Source organism: Streptomyces sp. NPDC008121, assembly GCF_042957155.1.
Taxonomy (GTDB): Bacteria; Actinomycetota; Actinomycetes; order Streptomycetales; family Streptomycetaceae; genus Streptomyces.
The window spans coordinates 128815-149022 of sequence record NZ_JBIBHT010000003.1; the positions used below are offsets into that span (position 1 = coordinate 128815).

Here is a 20208-nt window from a genome sequence, read left to right on the forward strand (position 1 = left end):
GGTGTGGCCGGAAGGAGTCCCTCGTTCATCCGCCTCACCTTTTCACCCGAATGCTCCGGGTCAAGGACCGCCTCGCCGCGCGTTCGACCCTTCGGCGGGCCTGTTCGTCAACTGCCAGTTGCCTCCGTTCCGTTCGACGTAGCCCAGGGAGTGGAGTTCGTACAGCCGGGCGAGGGTGTCGTCGGGGGCGGTGCCGGCGCGTCCGGCGATCTCGGTCAGGGGGGTGGGGTGGCGGGCGGGGAGGGCTTCGAGGACGCGGGCGGTGTCGGGGGCGAGGAGGTCGCGGGGAAGGACGGGTCCGCGGCGGGCGGGGGCGAGCTGGCCCATATCGCCGACGAGTTCGACGACCTCGGCGGCGTCGGTGACCAGGGTGGCTTCACCGCGGAGGAGTTCGTGGACTCCGGCGGAGAGGCCGCTGGTGACGGGGCCGGGGATGCCCATGGTGTGGCGGCCGAGGCGTTGGGCGTGGCGGGCGGTGACGAGGGAGCCGCTGCGGTATTCGGCTTCGATGACGACGGTGCCCCGGGTGAGGGCGGCGATGACGCGGTTGCGCAGGATGAAGCGGCTGGGGGTGGGGTGGGCGCCGGGGGGTAGTTCGCCGAGGACGAGGCCTTGTTCGGCGATGCGGCTGAGAAGACGGGCGTGTCCTCTGGGGTAGGGGACGTCGGCTCCGCAGGCGAGGACGGCGACGGTGGCGCCCTGGACGGCGAGGGCCCCGCGGTGGGCGGCGCCGTCGATGCCGAAGGCGGCTCCGGAGACGACGACCCAGCCGCGTTCTGCGAGGTCGGAGGCGAGGGTGGTGGCGGTGTGGGCGCCGTAGGGGGTGCAGGCGCGGGCGCCGACGAGGGCGACGGAGCGCAGCGCCCAGGTGCGCAGGTCGGCGGGGCCGCGGAGCCAGAGGCCGAGGGGGCGGGCGTCGCCGAGGTCGTCGAGTTGGCGGGGCCATTCGGTGTCGCCGGGGATGACGAACCGTCCGCCGTGGTGGGTGATGGCGTCGAGGTCCCGCTCGGGGTCGGCTTGGGCGGCGCGGCGGCGCCAGCTGTCGACCCGTTTCGCGCCGGTCCCGGGGAACGGGGTGTCGAGGGCGCCGGGCGCGGTCGGGGCGTGGGTGCCGGGGAGGGTGGCCGTCGTAGTGCCGTTTCCTTCGGGCCGTGGCCCTGGTCCGTCGCCCCGGCCGATCCCCTCCCCCGCGCCTTGGTCCGGGGCACGGTCCTTGTCCTGGTCTTGGTCCTGGGTGTGTCCCTTGTCGTGGTCCTGGTCGGTGAGGCGGTGGAGGAAGCCGGTGGCTCCGTACCGCCGGAGCCAGCGGCCGGCGTGTTCGTCGCCGGGTTCGACGACGCGGGTGAGGGCGGCGCGGGCGAGGCGCTCGTGGTCCGGGGTCATGGTCGGTCTCCGCTTCCCACGGGCACGCCGCGGGCGATGCCGGTGCGCAGTTCCAGGGCGAGGTCGACGTCGTGGGCGTCGGGACGGTCGTGTCCGGCGAGGTCGGCGACGGTCCAGGCGACGCGGAGGACCCGGTCGAGGCCGCGGGCGGTGAGCATGCCGCGTTCGATGTCGCGTTCGGCGGCAGCGAGGGCGCCGGGGACGAGGGTGTAACGGGTGCGGAGTTCGTGTCCGGGGATTTCGCTGTTGACGGTCCAGGGGGTGTCGGCGAGGCGGGCGGCGGCGCGGTCGCGGGCTTCGCGGACCCGGTCGGCGACGGCGGCGGTGGGTTCGCCGCGGCCGCCTTGGGCGAGGAGGTCGGAGCGGGTGACGGGTTCGGCTTGGACACGGAGGTCGACGCGGTCGAGGAGGGGGCCGGAGAGGCGGGCTTGGTAGCGGCGGATCAGGGAGGCGGGGCATTCGCATCCGGCGCCGTGGAGGGTGTGGCGTCCGCAGGGGCAGGGGTTGGCGGCGAGGGTGAGGAGGAAGCGGGCGGGGAGGCGTACGACTCCGGCGGCGCGGGCGACGACGACGTGTCCGGATTCGAGGGGCTGGCGGAGGGCGTCGAGGGCTTTGCCGGAGAACTCGGGGGCTTCGTCGAGGAAGAGGACGCCTCGGTGGGCGAGGGAGACGGCGCCGGGGCGTGGGAGTCCGTTGCCGCCGCCGACGAGGGATTGCATGGTGGCGGAGTGGTGGGGTGCGCAGTAGGGGGCGCGGCGGACGAGGGGTTCGCCCGGGGGGAGGATGCCGGCGACGGAGTGGACGGCGGTGACTTCGAGGGATTCCTTGCGGGTGAGGGGCGGGAGGATGCCGGGGAGCCGTTCGGCGAGCATGGTCTTGCCGGCGCCGGGTGGTCCGGAGAGGAGCAGGTGGTGGCTGCCGGCGGCGGCGACTTCGAGGGCTCGGCGGGCGCCGTGCTGTCCGGCGACGTCGGCGAGGTCGGGCCCGTCGGTGGGGTCGGCGGCGAGGCCGGTGCCGACCCCGGCGCCGGGGACGAGGAGTCCGGCCAGCATGGCGTCGGGGCGGCCTGCCTCGGGGGGTTCCTCGTCGGGGACGGGTTCGTCGGTGAGGAGGGCGATGAGCTGGCGGAGGGTGCGGATGCCGAGGACGGAGACGCCGGGGACGAGTGCGGCTTCGCCGGCGGTCTGTTCGGGGACGACGACTTGGGTGTAGCCGGCTTCGGCGGCGGCGAGGACGGCGGGCAGGACGCCGCGCACGGGGCGGACGCGTCCGTCGAGTCCGAGCTCTCCGACGAGGACGAGGTCGGCGATGACCCGGGGGTCGATGCGTTCGGCGGCGCCGAGGACGGCGGCGGCGACGGCCAGGTCGAATCCGCTTCCGCCTTTGGGGACGGAGGCGGGGCTGAGTCCGACGGTGAGCTTTTTCTGGGGCCATTCGGCGCCGGAGTTGACGATGGCGGCCCTGACGCGGTCGCGGCTCTCGGTGAGGCTCTTGTCGGGGAGGCCGACGAGGGTGAAGGCGGCGACTCCTGGTTCGAGGTCGGCCTGGACCTCGACGACGACGCCTTCCACGCCGACGAGGGCGACGGAGCAGGTGCGGGCGAATCCCATCAGGCCACCCCGCGGGCGTGGGTGAGGCGAGGTGCGCCGCGGCGGGGCAGGAGGACGCCGATGAGGTCGATGCGGATGCCGCCGTCGGGCGGTGGGGTGCCGTGGCGGTCGAGCCAGCAGGCGGCGAGGCGTTTGAGGCGGTCGGCTTTGGTGGGGGTGACGGCGGCCATGGGGTGTTCGTAGGCCCCGTCGCGGCGGGTCTTGACTTCGCAGATGACGACGGTGTCGCCGTCCTGGGCGACGATGTCGATCTCTCCGGTCCGCCCGCAGCGCCAGTTCCTGGCGAGGACGGTCATGCCGGTCTGGGTGAGTCGGCGGACGGCGAGTTCCTCTCCGTACCGTCCGAGGGCTTTCGTGGCGTTCATCGGTACCACCTCCGGCACCGACTGTGTCGCCTGGCGACGCTCCGTGCCGGGGGCTGGGGAGGGGCGGCGGTCTGTGGATAACTCCGTCACCCGTGCGGGTGGTGCGGCGCCGCCCCGCCGCTCCACGGCCTCGGCCCACCACTAAAGGGCCTCTCCCCCGGCGGGCCCGAACCCCCCGGCCACCGAACCCCCGGCCGCCTACCCCCGGCACCCGCCTACCCCGGCGCCCACCTATCTCGCGGGGGCGGCGGTTCAGCTCCCCGGAAGCTCCAGGTCGCTCTTGTTGAGCTCCTCGATGTTCACGTCCTTGAAGGTGAGGACGCGGACCTGCTTCACGAATCTGGCCGGCCGGTACATGTCCCAGACCCAGGCGTCGGCCATGGATACCTCGAAGAAGACCTCTCCCTGGACCGAGTGCACCTGCATCTCGTAGTCGTTGGTGAGGTAGAACCGCCGCTCGGTCTCGATCACGTATTTGAACAGGCCGACGACGTCGCGGTACTCCCGGTAGAGCTTCAGCTCCATCTCGGTCTCGTACTTCTCGAGGTCCTCGGCGCTCATGGCATGTTCCCCTTCAGCCGTGCGTCCCCCCATTGTGCGCCAGCCATTCGCACCCCTAGACGATTTCCGGGGCGAGAACCACCGGGGCACTCGGAGGTCCCTCGTCGAGCAGCGTGTGGAGCAGCTCGGCGAGTCTGGTCGGGTACACCGTCTCACGCGCTGCCGACAGTTCGGCGGAGGTCCACCACCTCAGCCCCGCGACGCTGCGCTCCTCCAGCTCGGTGAGGCCTCGGGGTGAGGTCGCGGTCTGGGTGGTTCGTGCCAGGTAGTACCACTCGTCCTGGTCCCAGCGTCGGCCGTCGAAGGGGAAGGAGCAGATCCGCTGCCAGACGACGGGGCCGAGGTCGACGTCGGTGATGCCGGTCTCCTCGGCCAGTTCGCGCAGGGCGGCCTCCGCGTGGGACTCGTCGCCTTCCAGGCCGCCGCCGGGCGTGAACCACCAGGTCTGTTCGGGGGCGTCGGGCTCGTAGCCGTGGAGGAGGAGGATGCGGTCGTCGGGGTCGAGGAGGACGACCCGGGCGACCCGCCGCAGGTCGGGGTCCCGTACGTCCTCGGGGAGGGCGGCGCCGTCCGCGAGGCCGCCGTCGGCACCCGATCGGGCCCCCTCGGCCGCGTCCGTGCGCTCGATGCCGTCCGTCATACGCCCACCGTGTCCTTCCGAGACCGTGCGGTCGTGCGTCGTGCGAGCGGGCCGTACGCCGCTCCGGCCAGGACCAGTACACACCCGCCGACGATCGCGTAGAAGAGGGGCGTGACGGGGCCCGGCCGGGAAACGCCGCCGGGGAGTTCCGCGAAGGGTGCGGGGCGTTCCAGGACGCCGTCCAGGGGCCAGGCGATGGCGTCGACCCTGGCGGTGACCGCGCTGCGCGGGACGGAGCCCTGTCCGGCTTCCTGGAGGTGGACGCGGGAGTCCAGGGAGTTGTGCCGTTCGTCGCCGAGGAGGAAGAGGCTGTCCTCGGGGACGGTGGCGGAGAATTTCTGTCCCGAGGCCGGGTAGCCGGGGAGCAGATACGGTTCCTCGATCGGTTCGCCGTTGATGGTGATCCGTCCGCCGGCGCCGCAGCAGGCGATCGTGTCGCCGCCGATGCCGACGACCCGCTTGACCATGGGCATGTCGCTCCAGAGGGGGTCGTTGAAGACGACGATGTCGCCCCGGCGCACCTCGTCGCCGTCGATCCGCTGGGCGAGGACGCGGGAGCCGACCTGGAGGGTGGGGGTCATCGAGTCGCTGGGCACGGTGTACGGCTGGTAGAGGACGGCTCCCCAGGCGAAGCCGCCGAGGAAGAGCACACAGCCGACGGCCACGACGAGTCCCGACAGCACGCTGCCGAGACGGCCGCGGCCGTCTTCCGTACGTATGGTCCCGCTCATCCCAGCGCTCCCCACCTCGAAGGTCGGTTCGACGATCTGGGACGGCACCCTACCCGGGGGGTGCTACTCGGCGGTACGGCGAGCCGTGAGCCGCTTCCGGCGCCACAGCACCAGCGGCAGCGCGCCGACGAGTCCGATCGCCGCCGGGGTCGCCGCGGCGTCCGCGGCCGGAGCCGGGGTCGGGGCGTCCGGGGTGGTGCCGAGCGCCTTGTCGAGGCCGGGCTGGTCGAAGGTGGCCGGCACGGGGAGGGTCGCCCAGCGGGTCAGCGGCCAGGCGACGACGATGGCGCGTCCGACGACCTGGTCGTTGGAGACGGTGCCGCCGCCGGGAAGCTCCTGGTGGAAGCGGGAGTCCAGGCTGTTCTGGCGGTTGTCGCCCATGACCCAGATGCTGCCCTGGGGAACGTGGATCGGTCCGAAGGACTTCTCGCAGGGCACGGAGCCCGGGTAGAGGTAGGCGGTCTCGTCCAGCTCCTTGCCGTTGAGGACGACCTTGCCGCCCTCCTTGCAGGAGACGGTGTCGCCGCCGACGGCGATGACGCGCTTGATGAGGTCCTTCTCCTCCGCGGACGGCATGAGTCCGATGAAGCTGAGGAACTTCTGCACCACGTTGGGGTCGGTGGCGGGCTGGTCCTCCAGCCAGCCGCCGGGGTCGTGGAAGACGACGACCTCGCCGCGCTCCGGCTCGGAGCCGAACCACGGGGTCAGCTTGTCCACCAGGACGCGGTCACCCTTCTGCAGGGTGTTGAGCATCGATTCGGAGGGGATGGAAAACGCCTGGACCAGGAAGGTCTTGATCAGCAGCGCGAGGACGAGCGCGATGCCGATCAGCAGGGGCAGTTCCTTCCAGAAGGAACGCGGCTTCTTCGCGCCCCCTCCGCGCTCCCCGGTGTCGTCCGAGGGGGAGGCGTCCCCGGGGTCGGCGTCCCGGCGGTCCGCGGAGTCATCCGTCATGGCGACCGACGACTCCCCGAGCCTCTCCGGCCGCTTGTCGGGCTCGTCGTGTCCGGATCGTGCCCCGACGGCCAAATCCCCCACATCCACTCCTCAGTCCGTGCGATCGCCCGTCCCGGAACAGGGACAGGCCCACCACTCCCATAACGAGCGGGAGTTCCGCAGGGGTCGGGAGCCAGGGCAATCCGTTCAGATTCCGCGAGGACACACTATGCGACACACCGAGCGCGGTCGTGGATGCCGCGGGCCGGTCGGGGACGGCGGCGAAGGTCTCCGGTTCCTCCAGCCGTCGCCAGTGCCCGACGGGCCAGGCGATGACGACGGCCCGCCCCACCACCTCTTCCTCGGAGATCGTCCCCTGGTCCTTCTCGCTGAGGTGGAAGCGGGAGTCGGCGGAATCCGACCGGTGGTCGCCCAGGACGAAGATCCGTCCGGCCGGGACCCGCACCTTGAAGGGGATGGTCGACGGCGCGTTCCCGGGATGCAGATACGGCTCGTCGAGGGGTACGCCGTTGACGGTGATCCGGCCGTCCTTGCCGCAGCACTCGACCGTGTCGCCGCCGACCGCGACGACCCGTTTGATCAGGTCCTGCTCGTCGGCGGAGGGCAGCAGTCCGATGAAGGTCAGGGCCTGTTTGACCTGCTTGACGCCGACGGGGTCGTCGGCGGTCGGCGCGGCGTCGTCCTGGAGCCAGTTGCCGGGGTCCCGGAAGACGACGACGTCGCCGCGCTGCGGCTTGGATCCGAACCAGGGCGTGAGCTTGTCCACCAGGACGCGGTCGTCGATCCGGATCGTCTGCTCCATCGAGCCGGAGGGGATGACGAACGCCTGGACGAGGAAGGTCTTCAGGACGAGGGCGATGAGCAGGGCGACCGTGATCAGGAGGGGGATCTCCTTGACGGCGGAGCGCTGTCTGCGGCGTTTGACCTTGCGGGCCAGCCTGCGCCGCTCGGCCCGGCCGGGCATGGGGCGGCCCGCGCCGTCGGTGGGGCGGGTGCCGGTGGGCAGCCGGGCGTCGCCGCGCTGCCCGGGCGGCCTGCCCCGGTTACCCATGGCCACCGGCCGGCGCGGGTACGGCGTCGAAGGCGCCGCTCTCCGGCACCTCCGACCAGCGTCCGAACGGCCAGCCGATCCAGTCGGCGCGCCCGATCACCCGGTCGACGGGCACCATGCCGCCGCCGGGCTGCCCGAGGTGGTCGCGGGAGTCGCTGGACTGGCTGCGGTGGTCGCCCATCACCCACAGGGTCCCCTGCGGGACGACGATGTCGAAGGGCACCTTCGAGGGCGCGTCGCCGAACATCACGTACCGCTCCTCGACCCGTACGCCGTTGACGGTGAGGCGGCCGTCCTTGTCGCAGCAGACGACGCGGTCGCCTCCCACGCCCACCACCCGCTTGACGAAGTCGGTCTCGGCGGGCTCGGCGAGGCCGAGGGCGGCGCCGGCGTCGCGCAGCAGGCCGGTGACGGGGTTCTGTTCGGGGGCTTCCTGGAGGAAGGAGCCGGTGCCGTCGAAGACGACGACGTCGCCGCGGCGCGGCTCGCCGCCGAAACGGTACGCCAGCTTGTTGACGAGGATCCGGTCGCCGACCTGGAGGGTCGGTTCCATGGATCTGCTGGGGATCAGGAAGGGCTGCAGGACGAAGTGGCTGAGCAGCAGGACGAAGACGACGCAGAGGCCGCCGACGATTCCCGTCCGCCGCCAGGACAGGCCGGCGCCGCGGCCGTCCGGCTCCCCCGGCTCACCCGCGTCCGCCGCGAAACCTGCCGTGGCGAAGCGCTCTTCCCCCGTGACATCCCCGATCGGCCTCTCCACGTCCCCGCTCCGCGTCTCCGCGCCTCTCCCGCCCCCCGCGGAGTCAGTGCTCGGCGTCTCCGCGCCTGAGGCGTCCCCCGCGGCATGGCCCTCCGCGTGCTCCGGCGGCCGGCCGGCGGAGCGGGCGTGGCCGCTCCGTGTCTGCGGCTCCGGGACGTCGGCGGCTCCGTTCTCCACCCTGTCCCCCGACATACGCGCGGAGCGCAGCCGCTCCTCCGTCTCGGAGGAGCGGCTGCGCTCCGTGTGCTGTGCTTCGGTGTCCATCGGGGGCAGAGCCTATCCGGCCGCCCTGTGAGTCAGTGTTCCGAAGCTCCGCGCGAACGGTGAGCCGAGGCTCAGTTGTCGCGCTTCTCCTTGATCTTGGCAGCCTTGCCGCGCAGCTCACGGAGGTAGTAGAGCTTGGCGCGACGGACGTCACCGCGGCTGACGAGCTCGATCTTCTCGAAGATCGGGCTGTTCACCGGGAAGGTGCGCTCGACGCCGACGGAGAACGAGACCTTGCGGACCGTGAAGGTCTCGCTGACGCCCGAGCCCTGGCGGCGGATGACGACGCCCTTGAACTGCTGGATACGGGAGCGGTTGCCTTCGATGACGCGCACGTGGACGTTCACGGTGTCGCCGGGGCGGAAGGCGGGGAGGTCGGTGCGGATCGAACCCGCGGTGACCGAGTCGAGCAGGGAGGCCATGGAGGTCTCTTTCCTCGCTGATGCCACAGGTCATCAGCGGTACGTTCGAAGTGAATGGAGCGCCGTCGCGCCGGGCGGGCGTCGTTCCCCCTGTGGCAGGGGCGCACGCCGGACAGACAGCAGCGGCCTATTCTTCCACGCCGTCGGGCCTACGCCAAAATCGGCCGCCGGGCTCGGGGGCCCAGCCCATCATCGAGAGGATCTCCCGGTCCTTCTTGTCGAAGAGGGACGGGTCGCAGCGCTCGATCAGGTCGGGGCGGTGGGCCGCCGTACGCCGGAACGCCTCGTCGCGCCGCCAGCGCGCGATCTTTCCGTGGTGTCCGCTGACGAGTACGTCGGGGATGCCGTGGCCGCGCCACTGCGGGGGCTTGGTGTAGACGGGGCCTTCGAGGAGGTTGGCCATGGCGCCGGGGGCGAAGGAGTCGTCGCGGTGGGACTCGGCGTTGCCGAGGACTCCGGGCAGCAGGCGGGCGACGGCCTCGGTGACGACGAGGACGGCGGCCTCGCCGCCGGCCAGGACGTAGTCGCCGATGGAGACTTCGTAGACCGGCATGCGGGTGGCGTACTCGTCCATGACCCGGCGGTCGATGCCTTCGTAGCGGGCGGGCGTGAAGATCAGCCAGGGCCGCTCGGAGAGTTCGACGGCCAGTTCCTGGGTGAAGGGGCGGCCGCTGGGGGTGGGGACGACCATGACCGGGCCGTGGGCGCCCGCCTCGAAGCCGTCGGCGAGGGTCTGGTCCAGGGCCTCGCCCCAGGGCTCGGTCTTCATGACCATGCCCGGGCCGCCGCCGTAGGGGGTGTCGTCGACGGTGTTGTGCCGGTCGTGGGTCCAGGCGCGCAGGTCGTGCACGTGGACGTCGAGCTGTCCACGCGCGCGTGCCTTGCCGACGAGGGAGACGTTCAGGGGGTCGAGGTACTCGGGGAAGATCGTGACGACGTCGAGCCTCATGCGTCGCCGTCCCCGGAGGCGTCCTCGTCCCGGGTGGAGACGATCTCGGCGCGGTCGTCGATGAGGCCGGGCGGCGGGTCGATGACGGCGCGCTGCCGCTCCAGGTCGATCTCGGTGACGATCTCCTCGACGAAGGGGATCATCAGCTCGACGCCGTCCGGCCGCTCGACGATGAAGAGGTCCTGGGACGGCAGGTGGGAGATCTCGGTGATCCGGCCGATCTCGGTGCCGTCGGCGAGTACGACGTCCAGGTCCATGAGCTGGTGGTCGTAGTACTCGTCGTCCTCCTCCGGCGTCTCGTCGGGGTCGATGTCGGCGATGAGCAGGATGTTGCGCAGGGCCTCGGCGCCGTTGCGGTCGCGGACGCCCTCGAAGCGGAGGAGCAGCCGTCCGCTGTGGACGCGGCCGGTCTCGATGGTCAGCGGACCGGCGGAGGCCGGGTCGGTGGCCAGGACGGCTCCGGGGGCGAGCCTGAGCTCGGGCTCGTCGGTACGCACCTCGACGGTGACTTCGCCCTTGATCCCGTGGGCGCGGCCGATCCGCGCGACTACCAGCTGCACGACGTACACACTCTCCTGTCGGACGACGACGGGCCGGGGTGGGCGTCATGCCCTCCCCGGCCCGTTGCCGGCGCATCTTCTGTGGAACGGTCGACTGTTGTCAGTGGACCTGATCCACGTCGACGAGGTCGACGCGGATGCCACGGCCGCCGATGGCGCCCACGACGGTACGCAGCGCACGCGCGGTGCGGCCGTTACGGCCGATCACCTTGCCGAGGTCGTCCGGGTGGACCCGGACTTCCAGGACGCGGCCACGGCGCAGGGTGCGCGAGGCGACCTGCACGTCGTCGGGGTTGTCGACAATGCCCTTCACGAGGTGCTCGAGAGCCTCCTCGAGCATGCTCAGGCCTCGGTCGACTCGGTGGACGCGGCCTCGGCCTCGTCCGCCTTCTTGTCGGCCTTCTTCGCCTTCGGGGTGATGGCCTCACCCTTGGCGTCGTCGCCCTCGAGGGTCTTGGCGAACACGTCGAAGGAGGCGCGCTTGTCCTCCTTGGTCGCCGGCTGCAGCAGCGGCGCGGGGGCCGGGAGGCCCTTGTGCTTCTGCCAGTCGCCGGTGAGCTTCAGGATGGCGAGGACCGGCTCGGTCGGCTGGGCGCCGACGGACAGCCAGTACTGCGCACGCTCGGAGTCGACCTCGATCTTCGACGGGTTGTACGTCGGGTGGTACAGACCGATCTCCTCGATCGCACGACCGTCCCGGCGGGTGCGGGAGTCGGCGACGACGATGCGGTAGTGCGGCTGGCGAATCTTGCCGAGGCGCTTGAGCTTGATCTTGACTGCCACTGGAGTGGTGTCTCCTGGTCTTGACGTGGTTGGGCACATGAGATGCCACGTGGGGTTGCGGTACTCGGGTGCCCGATGGACGCGTCAGCCGGAGGAGAGAGGGGTCCTATGCGGCTGTCGAGTACAGCTAGCCATTGTGCCACACGCGCGCGGCGCGCCGGACCCCGGCCAGGGGCGGCACCCGGCCCGGCCGGGACCCGGCGCGGGCGCGCCCGCGGAAGGCGGCCTGCGCCTTCGTTCAGCCGGTCGCGCCGACGGTCTCCGGGATGCGGAAGGGCTTGCCACAGCCGCCGCACATGATGGGGGCCTGGGCGAGGACGGAGGGGACGACGCGGACGTTACGCCCGCAGTCGCAGACGGCCTTGACGCGGACGCCTCCGCCGGAGGAGCCGTGGCGGGCGGCCGGGCCTCGGAAGGACCGCTTGGTGTCGGCGGCCGTGGCGACGGTGTGCGCCTTGAGGGCCCGCTGGAGCCGCTCGATGGTGGGGCGGTAGCGCCTGCGGGCCTCGGGGTTGAGCGTGACCAGGGAGAAGCCGCTGCTCGCGTGCGGCTCCTCGGGGTGGTCGAGGCCCATCTCCTCGGCGATCGCCAGGAATCTGCGGTTGTGGTAGCGGCCGGCGCGCGAGGTGTCTCGGACTCCTCGGGCGGCTGCGATGCCGTGGACTGCTTCGTGAAGCAGTCGCTCGAAGGAGAGTTCGGCGCCACAGGCGGACGAGGACTCTCCGATCAGGGACTCGGGCGCGGCAAGATCGGGCAGCTCGGGGTGGTGCCGCTGAATGTCGGCCCACGCCTGTGCCAGCTCTGCGGCGAGAACAGGTGGTGTCGTGCTCACGTCGCGTACAACGAGCCGAGACGCCCCCGGGTTCCATTCCGGGGCATCCCAAATAATTTGCACGTACCCGTCAGTTGCCGCTCATGCGTCCGGAGGAGGGCCAGTGCGCCGAACTGCGGAGAAGCCGCGCAGTGGGCGCCAAGCTGGTGCGTAGCGGCGCATACGCCCCGGCGCGTAGGGGTCGCGTACGCGCCCGGGGGGCCTGGCAGGACAGTACCGGGTGCCGGGGTGCGACGGCGCACCACCCCGTGGGGGAAGTCGTCACCCGAAGGGAAGTGATGCGGCCCGAGCACTGGACGCGGGCACGGAAGCGCAGTTCCCTGGCATACGGGGGGATGCGGGAGCAACTTGGACACGGGGGCTGTCGACGAGGCACTGATTGGGGCGCATTCCATGACACCTACGCTCGTCCCGCACCACCCCGCGCGTGACTGGGCAGAGATCCAGGAGCGCATGCTGGTCCCGCTCTACGAGGCGGTGTACGACCGTCTCGGCCTGGGCCCCGGGTCCCAGGTCCTCGGGCTCGGCTGCGGCTCGGGCCTCGCGCTGCTGATGGCGGCCGCGCGGGGCGCACGGGTCACCGGCGTGGACGGGGACCACGCGCGCGTGGAGCTGGCCAGGGAGCGGCTCGCCGCGGGCGGGGGGCACGCGATCGTGGAGGGCGATCCGGCGCAGGCCGGGGATCCGTCCGGACCGCCGTACGACGTGATCACCGCCTTCCACCCGTCCGAGGGGACCGGCCGGGAGCTGGTCGCCGTCACTCCTTCGGCCCAGTCGGGTGCGGCGGTCGTGCTCGCGGGCTGGGGGCCGCCCGAGCGGTGTGCGACGGCGTCGGTCCTGCGGGTCGCGGCCCGGCTGGCCGGCGGGGGTCCGGCGCCGCGCGACGAGCTGGAGGAGGTGGTCTCCCGCTCGGGGCTGCGGCCGGAGGGCTCGGGCCGGGTGTCGTGCCCGTTCGGCTACGCGGACACGGACAGCGCGGTCCGCGGGCTGCTCTCGACGGGCGACTTCGACGCGGCGATCCGCGCGACGGAAGCGGCGCAGGTGGAGAAGGAGATCCTGGAGGCCCTTGACCCGTTCGTCCGCGCGGACGGGACGGTGTGGATGCCGAATGTCTTCCGCTATCTCATCGCCCGCGTGCCCTGACCTGACCGTCGCCGCCGCGGGTGCCGGTCCGGGCGACCGGAGACGCGCGGGGCGCGTACGTCTCGCTCCCGCCCGGGGTTCGTACGTCTCGCGGCCCCGGGCGCGCCTGCGCCGTACGCGGGCCACCGCCGCGTGAACACTGTGTTGCCGGTACGCGCCCACGCCCCGGCGGCCCCCATACTGACCGCGCCGCGGTCGTAGAGCGGAGGCAGCGGAGACAGCGGAGGCAGCGGCGGTCGCGGTGGGAGACAGGGGCACGGGTGGAGTGGACGGTGGGCGCGGGGCTGGTGGCCGGTCTGCTGATCGCGCTGGTGACCGCCCCGGTGGGCGTCTCGGGCGCGGTGTTCCTGCTGCCGGTCCATCTGAGCGTCTTCGGGGTGCCCAACCCCGCCGTCACTCCGACGAACCTGCTGTTCAACGTGGTGGCGGGGCCCGGGGCGCTCTGGCGGTACCGCCGGGACGGCGCGCTGCGCGGGGGCCTGGCGCGGCGGCTGGTGGCCGGCACGCTCCCCGGCGTGGTCCTCGGCGCCGCGATCCGTGTCCACGTCCTTCCGGGGCCGGGGGTCTTCCGGCTGCTGATCGCCGGCCTGCTCCTGCCGCTCGGGCTGTGGCTGTGTGTCCGCACCCTCCTCCCCCGCCGTTCCGCGGGCCCGTCCGGATCGGCGGGGGAGCCGTCCCCGGCGGCGCTGACGGCCCTCGCGCTGTCGGTCGGGGTGGTGGGCGGGATCTACGGCATCGGCGGCGGGTCCCTCATCGGGCCGGTCCTCGCGGCCCGCGGGCTCCCGATGGCCCTGGTCGCCCCGGCGGCGCTCGCGACCACGTTCGTCACCTCCGTGGCCGGCGCCGCCGCGTTCGCGCTGCTGTCGCTCGTCGGCTCGGGCGACATCGCCCCGGACTGGTGGCTGGGCCTGGCCTGCGGGGTCGGCGGATTGATCGGCGGCTATCTCGGCGCCCGTCTCCAGCCCCGCCTGCCCGAGACCGCCCTGCGGCTCCTCCTCGGCGTCCTCGCCACCGCCGTCGGAGCGACGTACGCGCTCCAGGTGCTCGCCTGACGGAAGCCGCCCCGGGCAGGACGGGGCCGGACAGCGGTGAGGGGCCCGGGACGGCTGCGTACAGCCGTCCCGGGCCCCTCACCCGCACACGCTCAAGCCCGCCGAGCGGCGGGGCCGTCGAACGGTCAGCCCATGAACTTCTTGAACTCGTCCGGGAGCTCGAAGTCCTGCGGGCCCTGGCCGGCGGCGGGCAGGCCGAAGGCGCCGCCCGCCTGGGCCTGCTCGCGCCGCGCCGCGGCGGCCTCTTCCTCGGCCTTGCGCTTCATCGGGTTGCCGCTCTTGCGCTTGCCCTTGGCCTGCTTGATCTGCTTCTTCTGCCGGCCCGGGCCGCCGCCCATGCCGGGGATCCCCGGCATGCCGGGCATGCCGCCGCCCTGGGCCATGCGGGACATCATCTTGCGGGCCTCGAAGAACCGCTCGACGAGCCCCTTGACCGCGCTGACCTCGACGCCCGAACCCTTGGCGATACGGGCCCGGCGCGAGCCGTTGATGATCGTCGGGTCATGGCGCTCGCCGGGGGTCATCGACTTGATGATGGCGGCCGTGCGGTCGACGTCGCGCTCGTCGATGTTGTTGATCTGGTCCTTCATCTGCGCCATACCGGGCAGCATGCCGAGCAGCTTGGAGATGGAGCCCATCTTGCGGACCTGCTCCATCTGGGCCAGGAAGTCGTCGAGCGTGAACTCCTGCCCCTTCTTGGACGCCAGCTTGGAGGCCATCTTGGCGGCCTCTTCCTGGCTGAAGGTCTGCTCGGCCTTCTCGATGAGCGAGAGCATGTCGCCCATGCCGAGGATGCGGGACGCCATGCGGTCCGGGTGGAACGCGTCGAACTCGTCCAGCTTCTCGCCGTTGGAGGCGAACATGATCTGCTTGCCGGTGACGTGCGCGATGGAGAGCGCGGCACCACCGCGGGCGTCGCCGTCGAGCTTGGAGAGCACCACGCCGTCGAAGCCGACGCCGTCGCGGAAGGCCTCGGCGGTGTTGACCGCGTCCTGACCGATCATGGCGTCGACGACGAAGAGGACCTCGTCGGGGCTGACCGCGTCACGGATGTCGGCGGCCTGCTGCATCATGTCGGCGTCGATGCCGAGGCGGCCGGCGGTGTCGACGATCACGATGTCGTACTGCTTGCCGCGCGCGTACTCGATCGAGTCCTTGGCGACCTGGACCGGGTCGCCGACGCCGTTGCCGGGCTGCGGGCCGTAGAAGGCGACGCCGGCGCGGTCGGCGACGACGCCGAGCTGGGTGACGGCGTTGGGGCGCTGGAGGTCGCAGGCGACGAGCAGCGGGGAGTGGCCCTGGCCCTTGAGCCAGAGACCGAGCTTGCCGGCGAGGGTGGTCTTGCCCGCACCCTGGAGGCCGGCCAGCATGATCACGGTGGGCGCGGTCTTGGCGAACCGCAGGCGCCGGGTCTCGCCGCCGAGGATGCCGACGAGCTCCTCGTTGACGATCTTGATGACCTGCTGGGCCGGGTTCAGCGCCTGGGAGACCTCGGCGCCGGTCGCCCGCTCCTTGACCTGTCGGATGAACGCCCGGACGACGGGCAGGGCGACGTCCGCCTCGAGGAGGGCGATACGGATCTCGCGCGCGGTGGCGTCGATGTCCGCCTCGGACAGGCGCCCCTTGCCGCGGAGGTTCTTGAAGGTCGCTGCAAGGCGGTCGGAGAGGGTATCGAACACGGCGGTCGCGGATCCTCGGGTCTCGGGGACGGGTGGACGGATTGCCCTCCAGGGTATCGGGTGCGGCGCGCGGCCCGGGCGGCGATTCCCCCGACCCCGTCCCGCCCCCTCAGCGCAGGGCGTTCTCCAGGGCGCGCGCCAGGTCCGCGGCCTCCGCGTCGGGGAGGAGGGAGCCGTCGGGGCGGGTGACGTACAGCGTGTCCACGGCGTTGGCCCCGAGGGTCGACACGTGGGCGCTCCTGACCCGTACCGTCGCGCCTTCCAGGGCGCGGCCGATGCGGTGGAGGAGGCCGGGGGCGTCCTGGGCGCGGACCTCGATGACGGTGGCGAGGCGGGAGTCGGCGGCGGCGACGGTGACGCGCGGGGGCGGGGCGGTCACCCCGCGCCGCCGGGGGTAGGCGGCCTCGCGTTCGGCGAGGCGGGCGGGGATGTCCAGGGAGCCGTCCAGCGCCCTGACCAGGTCGGCGCGGAGCCGGGTGGCCTGGGGCAGGGAGCCGTACTCCGCCGCGACCCGCCAGTTCAGGACGAGGACCTGGCCGGTGCCGAGTTCTGTCGGGAGTTCGACGGCGCGCAGGTCGGCGGCGCGGACGGTGAGGCGGTGCAGGGCGAGGACGCCGGCCACGGCGGGCAGGACGCCGGGGCGTTCCGGGAGGGCGATGAGCAGTTCGACGCCGACCGGCTCGGAGCCGTCGGTGTCCCCGGGGGGTGCCTCGGAGGGGCCGGCGGCGGCGCGCTCCGGGGCGGCCGCGCTGTCGGTCCGGTCGGGGGCGTCCGCCGGTTCGGGCCGGGTGTGCAGGGCGAGTACGGGCTCCCCGGTGCGGAGGGCCTCGATGGCGAGTCGTTCCTGTTCGGCGCTGGGCGCGGCGGCCTCGGGGTGTGGGGTGGGCTCGCCGGCGAGGACGGCGGCGACCCGTTTCACCAGGTCGGCGACGAGCGAGCCGCGCCAGGAGGACCAGGCCGCGGGTCCGGTGGCCAGGGCGTCGGCCTCGGTGAGGGCGTGCAGCAGCTCCAGGGTGCCGAGGGTGCCGACGGCGGTGGCGACGGAGGTGACGGTGGCCGGGTCGTCGAGGTCGCGCCGGGTGGCGGTGTCGACGAGCAGCAGGTGGTGGCGTACGGCGGTGGCGACGACGCCCACGTCGGCGCGGTCGAAGCCGATGCGGGTGGCGACGTCACGGGCGATGGTCTCGCCGGCGACGGAGTGGTCGCCGGGCCAGCCCTTGCCGATGTCGTGGAGCAGTGCGGCGACCAGGAGCAGGTCGGGGCGGCCGACGCGGCGGGTCAGGGAGGAGGCCCGGACGGCGGTCTCGACGAGGTGGCGGTCGACGGTCCAGGTGTGGACGGCGTTGCGCTGGGGGCGGCAGCGCACCCGTTCCCAGTCCGGCAGGAGGCGGGTGACGAGCCCTTCGGCCTCCAGCGCCTCCCAGACCGGCACGGTGGGTTCGCCGGCGCCGAGGAGGGTGACGAGTTCCTCGCGGGCTTCGGCGGGCCAGGGCACCGGGAGCGGTGGGGCGGTGGCGGCGAGGCGGCGTACGGCGTGCGGGGAGAGGGGGAGGCCGGACTGGGCGGCGGCGGCCGCGGCGCGCAGGGGCAGGACGGGGTCGCGTTCGGGCCGGGCGCTCCGGGCGAGGACGACCTCGCCGTCCATCTCGACGACGCCCTCGGCGAGCGGGGTGCGTTCGACGGGCGGTTTTCCGCCGCCGGCCCGGCCGCCGAGGAGGGTGCGCAGCCGGGGGCGGGCGGAGCGGGCCTTGAGGACGCGGTTGACCTCACGCCAGGTGACGTCGGTGGCGTACGAGAGGGTGCCGGCGGCTTCGTAGACCTGGCGGAGCAGGGTGTCGGCGTCGAGGAGGCCGAGGTGCTCGGCGACGGCGTCCTGGTCCTGGAGGGCGAGCCGGTCGGTGGCCCGGCCGGTGGCGAGGTGGAGGGCGTCGCGGGTGTCCAGGAGCCGGCGCCGGGCGTCGTCGAGGCCTTCGCGGGGTGCGTCGGCGAGCCAGGAGGCGGCGACAGCGCGCAGGACCTGGGCGTCGCGGAGGCCGCCCCTGGCCTCCTTGAGGTCGGGTTCGAGGAGGAAGCGCAGCTCCCCCATGCGTTCGGCCCGCTCGCGGCAGAGTTCGTGGAGTTCGGGGAGGCGTCGGGGTGCCTGGTTGCGCCAGTCGGCGAGGACGGTGGTGCGCAGGTCGGCGGCGAGGGCGTGGTCGCCGGCGATATGCCGGGCGTCGAGGAGTCCGAGCTGGACCTTGAGGTCGTCGCCGGCGGTCCTGCGGGCTTCGGCGGGGGTGCGGACGGAGTGGTCGAGGGCGAGGCCGAGGTCCCAGACGGGGTACCAGACGCGGTCGGCGAGGGTGGCGAGGGTGCCGGGGTCGGTGGAGCCGTCGTGGAGGAGGAGCAGGTCGAGGTCGCTGCGGGGGGAGAGCTCGCCGCGTCCGTAGCCGCCGACGGCGACGAGCGCCACCCCTCGGGGCGGGCGGGCGCCGTCGAAGAGGCCGGTCAGCCAGGTGTCGGTGAGCCGGGCGAGGGCGGTACGGCGCGGCGGCCCGGACCGCGCCTTCTCCTCGAGGAGGCGCAGTCGGGCCGCCGCGTAGCCGCTGGGTCCCGGCTCTTCCGCTCGCGTACTCACATCGACGGTCGTCACCCAGCAGCTCCCTGTCCGTTGTCTACAGTGCGTCCGGACCGCGTTCGCCGGTGCGGACGCGTACGGCGGTGTCGACGGGCACGCTCCACACCTTGCCGTCTCCGATCTTGCCGGTCCTGGCGGCCTTGACGACGACCTCGATGAGCTGTTCGGCGTCCTCGTCCTCGACGAGGACCTCGATGCGGATCTTGGGGACGAGGTCGACGGTGTACTCGGCGCCGCGGTAGACCTCGGTGTGCCCGCGCTGGCGGCCGTAGCCGCTGGCCTCGGTGACCGTCAGGCCCTGGACTCCGAAGGCCTGGAGGGCTTCCTTGATCTCGTCGAGCCGGTGCGGCTTGACGACTGCGGTGATGAGCTTCATGCGTCCACCTTCTTGGGCTGCGTGACGGCGGGGGCGGGGGCGGTGGAGCGCGAGGAGGCGCCGCCACCGGCTCCGCTGAAGTCGTACGCGGTCTCGGCGTGCTCGACCTGGTCGATGCCGGAGACCTCGTCGTCCTCGCTGACCCGCATGCCCATCGTCTTGTCGATGAGGAGCGCGAGGATCGCGGAGGCGATCAGAGAGTAGGCGAGGACGGCGACGACGCCGATGGCCTGCTTGCCGAGCTGTTCGAGGCCGCCGCCGTAGAAGAGGCCCTTGGCGTCGGACTGGACGCCGCCGGTGGCGAAGAGGCCGACGAGGAGGGAGCCGATGACGCCGCCGACGAGGTGGACGCCGATGACGTCGAGGGAGTCGTCGTAGCCGAACTTGTACTTCAGGCCGACGGCCAGGGCGCAGACGAGTCCGGCGATGGCGCCGACGGCGATCGCGCCGAGCGGGCTGACGGCGCCGCCGGCCGGGGTGATGGCGACGAGTCCGGCGACCGCGCCGGAGGCGGCGCCGAGGGTGGTGAAGGAGCCGTGGCGGATCTTCTCGTAGGCGAGCCAGGCGAGCATGGCGGCGGCGGTGGCGACCTGGGTGTTGACGAACATCACGGCGCCGACGCCGTCGTCGTTGCCGAGCCAGGAGCCGGCGTTGAAGCCGAACCAGCCGAACCAGAGCAGGCCGGCGCCGAGCATGACCAGCGGGAGGCTGTGCGGGCGCATCGGGTCCTTCTTGAAGCCGACGCGCTTGCCGATGACCAGGATGACGCCGAGGGCGGCGGCTCCGGCGTTGATGTGGACGGCGGTGCCGCCGGCGAAGTCGATGACGCCCATCTCGAAGAGCCAGCCGCCGGAGCCCCAGACCCAGTGGGCGACGGGGAAGTAGACGACGGTGACCCACAGGGCGATGAAGAGGGCCCAGGCGGTGAACTTCACGCGGTCGGCGAGGGCGCCGCTGATGAGGGCCGGGGTGAGGACGGCGAACATGAGCTGGAAGACGGCGAAGACGTACACCGGGATGGTGTAGCCGTCCCACAGCTCGGTGACGCCGATGCCGCTGAGGCCGACGTACTCGGAGGACCAGCCGATGAGCGATCCGGAGTCGGTGCCGAAGGCCATGCTGAAGCCGTAGAGCACCCAGAGGATCGTGACGATCCCGAGGCTGATGAAGCTCATCATCAGCATGTTGAGGGTGGACTTGACGCGGACCATGCCTCCGTAGAAGAAGGCGAGTGCCGGGGTCATCAGCATGACCAGGGCGGAGCAGATGAGCATGAACCCGGTGTTGGCGGCGGACAGCTCGGGGGCGTCTGCTGCCAGGGTCGTGATGGCTGGTGCCATCGGCGTCTCCTCGTCGTCGGTGCGGCCTGTGCGGGGGCGGGGCCGGAGAGCGGCTCGGCCTGAGGGGTGGCCGGTTATGCGCCATGAGGTTGGCGCAGCGCCGTTTCCGTCGATGCCGCACGATGTTTCGGCG

Annotated in this window: 21 protein-coding genes and 1 pseudogene; 2 read left to right on the forward strand and 20 right to left on the reverse strand. The window is 72.5% G+C overall.

From position 1 onward, the window contains the following. Window positions 1-60: 60 nt before the first annotated feature. From dprA to ACFZBD_RS10755, 16 genes and pseudogenes are all read right to left on the reverse strand, one after another. Window positions 61-1383: a DNA-processing protein DprA gene (dprA, locus tag ACFZBD_RS10680; protein ID WP_391138812.1), complete on the reverse strand. Its 1323-nt coding sequence runs from the start codon at window positions 1381-1383 to the stop codon at window positions 61-63. After that, the gene (locus ACFZBD_RS10685) at window positions 1380-2993 is read right to left on the reverse strand and encodes a YifB family Mg chelatase-like AAA ATPase (protein ID WP_391138814.1); all 1614 of its coding nucleotides are present in this window, start codon (window positions 2991-2993) and stop codon (window positions 1380-1382) included. Before ACFZBD_RS10685 ends, dprA begins: the two co-directional genes overlap by 4 nt. Further along, on the reverse strand, window positions 2993-3358 hold the full coding sequence (locus ACFZBD_RS10690; RefSeq protein WP_391138816.1) for a YraN family protein: 366 nt from the start codon (window positions 3356-3358) through the stop codon (window positions 2993-2995). Before ACFZBD_RS10690 ends, ACFZBD_RS10685 begins: the two co-directional genes overlap by 1 nt. 252 nt (window positions 3359-3610) lie before the next feature. Continuing rightward, on the reverse strand, window positions 3611-3919 hold the full coding sequence (locus ACFZBD_RS10695) for a DUF2469 domain-containing protein (protein ID WP_005311352.1): 309 nt from the start codon (window positions 3917-3919) through the stop codon (window positions 3611-3613). Window positions 3920-3974: 55 nt separating this feature from the next. Then, window positions 3975-4559 carry an NUDIX domain-containing protein gene (locus ACFZBD_RS10700; protein WP_391138818.1) on the reverse strand — a complete coding sequence of 195 codons (585 nt, stop codon included), beginning with the start codon at window positions 4557-4559 and terminating at the stop codon, window positions 3975-3977. Beyond that, window positions 4556-5290 carry a signal peptidase I gene (gene lepB / locus ACFZBD_RS10705; RefSeq protein ID WP_391138820.1) on the reverse strand — a complete coding sequence of 245 codons (735 nt, stop codon included), beginning with the start codon at window positions 5288-5290 and terminating at the stop codon, window positions 4556-4558. Before lepB (ACFZBD_RS10705) ends, ACFZBD_RS10700 begins: the two co-directional genes overlap by 4 nt. A gap of 63 nt (window positions 5291-5353) precedes the next feature. Beyond that, entirely contained in the window at window positions 5354-6319 is a 966-nt protein-coding gene (gene lepB / locus ACFZBD_RS10710) for a signal peptidase I (protein ID WP_391139647.1), read from the reverse strand. After that, a complete protein-coding gene (gene lepB / locus ACFZBD_RS10715; RefSeq protein WP_391139648.1) occupies window positions 6234-7298 on the reverse strand; it encodes a signal peptidase I in 1065 nt (354 codons plus the stop codon). Before lepB (ACFZBD_RS10715) ends, lepB (ACFZBD_RS10710) begins: the two co-directional genes overlap by 86 nt. Then, window positions 7291-8046 (reverse strand): signal peptidase I, encoded by a 756-nt coding sequence (lepB, locus tag ACFZBD_RS10720; protein WP_391139649.1) that lies wholly within the window; start codon window positions 8044-8046, stop codon window positions 7291-7293. The genes lepB (ACFZBD_RS10715) and lepB (ACFZBD_RS10720) overlap by 8 nt, the downstream gene beginning before the upstream one ends. Window positions 8047-8393: 347 nt before the next feature. Next, window positions 8394-8744 (reverse strand): 50S ribosomal protein L19, encoded by a 351-nt coding sequence (gene rplS, locus ACFZBD_RS10725; RefSeq protein ID WP_215066458.1) that lies wholly within the window; start codon window positions 8742-8744, stop codon window positions 8394-8396. A 127-nt stretch (window positions 8745-8871) separates the two neighbouring features. Then, a complete protein-coding gene (trmD, locus tag ACFZBD_RS10730; RefSeq protein ID WP_391138823.1) occupies window positions 8872-9693 on the reverse strand; it encodes a tRNA (guanosine(37)-N1)-methyltransferase TrmD in 822 nt (273 codons plus the stop codon). Next, complete coding sequence (gene rimM / locus ACFZBD_RS10735; protein WP_391138825.1) at window positions 9690-10253, reverse strand: ribosome maturation factor RimM; 564 nt, start codon at window positions 10251-10253, stop codon at window positions 9690-9692. Before rimM ends, trmD begins: the two co-directional genes overlap by 4 nt. Before the next feature lie 100 nt (window positions 10254-10353). Then, a complete protein-coding gene (locus ACFZBD_RS10740; protein ID WP_033266910.1) occupies window positions 10354-10593 on the reverse strand; it encodes an RNA-binding protein in 240 nt (79 codons plus the stop codon). A gap of 2 nt (window positions 10594-10595) precedes the next feature. Next, window positions 10596-11036 carry a 30S ribosomal protein S16 gene (gene rpsP / locus ACFZBD_RS10745; RefSeq protein WP_391138828.1) on the reverse strand — a complete coding sequence of 147 codons (441 nt, stop codon included), beginning with the start codon at window positions 11034-11036 and terminating at the stop codon, window positions 10596-10598. A gap of 127 nt (window positions 11037-11163) precedes the next feature. After that, window positions 11164-11241: pseudogene (locus ACFZBD_RS10750) on the reverse strand (hypothetical protein); the annotation flags it as partial. A gap of 33 nt (window positions 11242-11274) precedes the next feature. Continuing rightward, complete coding sequence (locus tag ACFZBD_RS10755; protein ID WP_391138830.1) at window positions 11275-11868, reverse strand: hypothetical protein; 594 nt, start codon at window positions 11866-11868, stop codon at window positions 11275-11277. 393 nt (window positions 11869-12261) lie between these two features. Here ACFZBD_RS10755 and ACFZBD_RS10760 point away from each other — a divergent pair, with 393 nt between their 5' ends. Next, window positions 12262-13011 carry a methyltransferase domain-containing protein gene (locus tag ACFZBD_RS10760; RefSeq protein WP_391138832.1) on the forward strand — a complete coding sequence of 250 codons (750 nt, stop codon included), beginning with the start codon at window positions 12262-12264 and terminating at the stop codon, window positions 13009-13011. A gap of 260 nt (window positions 13012-13271) precedes the next feature. Further along, entirely contained in the window at window positions 13272-14063 is a 792-nt protein-coding gene (locus tag ACFZBD_RS10765) for a TSUP family transporter (RefSeq protein WP_391138834.1), read from the forward strand. A gap of 125 nt (window positions 14064-14188) precedes the next feature. On the opposite strand, the gene ffh is transcribed toward ACFZBD_RS10765, so the two are convergent. From ffh to ACFZBD_RS10785, 4 genes are all read right to left on the reverse strand, one after another. Next, complete coding sequence (ffh, locus tag ACFZBD_RS10770; RefSeq protein WP_391138836.1) at window positions 14189-15742, reverse strand: signal recognition particle protein; 1554 nt, start codon at window positions 15740-15742, stop codon at window positions 14189-14191. 109 nt (window positions 15743-15851) lie between these two features. Next, the gene (locus ACFZBD_RS10775) at window positions 15852-18374 is read right to left on the reverse strand and encodes a [protein-PII] uridylyltransferase (protein WP_391138838.1); all 2523 of its coding nucleotides are present in this window, start codon (window positions 18372-18374) and stop codon (window positions 15852-15854) included. Window positions 18375-18396: 22 nt separating this feature from the next. Next, window positions 18397-18735, reverse strand: coding sequence for a P-II family nitrogen regulator (locus ACFZBD_RS10780; protein WP_006127894.1), 339 nt, complete (start codon window positions 18733-18735; stop codon window positions 18397-18399). Continuing rightward, window positions 18732-20075, reverse strand: a complete 1344-nt coding sequence (locus ACFZBD_RS10785) for an ammonium transporter (RefSeq protein ID WP_391138840.1) — start codon at window positions 20073-20075, stop codon at window positions 18732-18734. Before ACFZBD_RS10785 ends, ACFZBD_RS10780 begins: the two co-directional genes overlap by 4 nt. Window positions 20076-20208 lie beyond the last annotated feature (133 nt).

Coding starts and splice junctions, on each gene's coding strand:
- dprA (WP_391138812.1), bottom strand. CDS start 1,383: ATGACCCCGGACCACGAGCGCCTCGCCCGCGCCGCCCTCACCCGCGTC.
- ACFZBD_RS10685 (WP_391138814.1), bottom strand. CDS start 2,993: ATGGGATTCGCCCGCACCTGCTCCGTCGCCCTCGTCGGCGTGGAAGGC.
- ACFZBD_RS10690 (WP_391138816.1), bottom strand. CDS start 3,358: ATGAACGCCACGAAAGCCCTCGGACGGTACGGAGAGGAACTCGCCGTC.
- ACFZBD_RS10695 (WP_005311352.1), bottom strand. CDS start 3,919: ATGAGCGCCGAGGACCTCGAGAAGTACGAGACCGAGATGGAGCTGAAG.
- ACFZBD_RS10700 (WP_391138818.1), bottom strand. CDS start 4,559: ATGACGGACGGCATCGAGCGCACGGACGCGGCCGAGGGGGCCCGATCG.
- lepB (WP_391138820.1), bottom strand. CDS start 5,290: ATGAGCGGGACCATACGTACGGAAGACGGCCGCGGCCGTCTCGGCAGC.
- lepB (WP_391139648.1), bottom strand. CDS start 7,298: ATGGGTAACCGGGGCAGGCCGCCCGGGCAGCGCGGCGACGCCCGGCTG.
- rplS (WP_215066458.1), bottom strand. CDS start 8,744: ATGGCCTCCCTGCTCGACTCGGTCACCGCGGGTTCGATCCGCACCGAC.
- trmD (WP_391138823.1), bottom strand. CDS start 9,693: ATGAGGCTCGACGTCGTCACGATCTTCCCCGAGTACCTCGACCCCCTG.
- ACFZBD_RS10740 (WP_033266910.1), bottom strand. CDS start 10,593: ATGCTCGAGGAGGCTCTCGAGCACCTCGTGAAGGGCATTGTCGACAAC.
- ACFZBD_RS10760 (WP_391138832.1), top strand. CDS start 12,262: ATGACACCTACGCTCGTCCCGCACCACCCCGCGCGTGACTGGGCAGAG.
- ACFZBD_RS10780 (WP_006127894.1), bottom strand. CDS start 18,735: ATGAAGCTCATCACCGCAGTCGTCAAGCCGCACCGGCTCGACGAGATC.
- ACFZBD_RS10785 (WP_391138840.1), bottom strand. CDS start 20,075: ATGGCACCAGCCATCACGACCCTGGCAGCAGACGCCCCCGAGCTGTCC.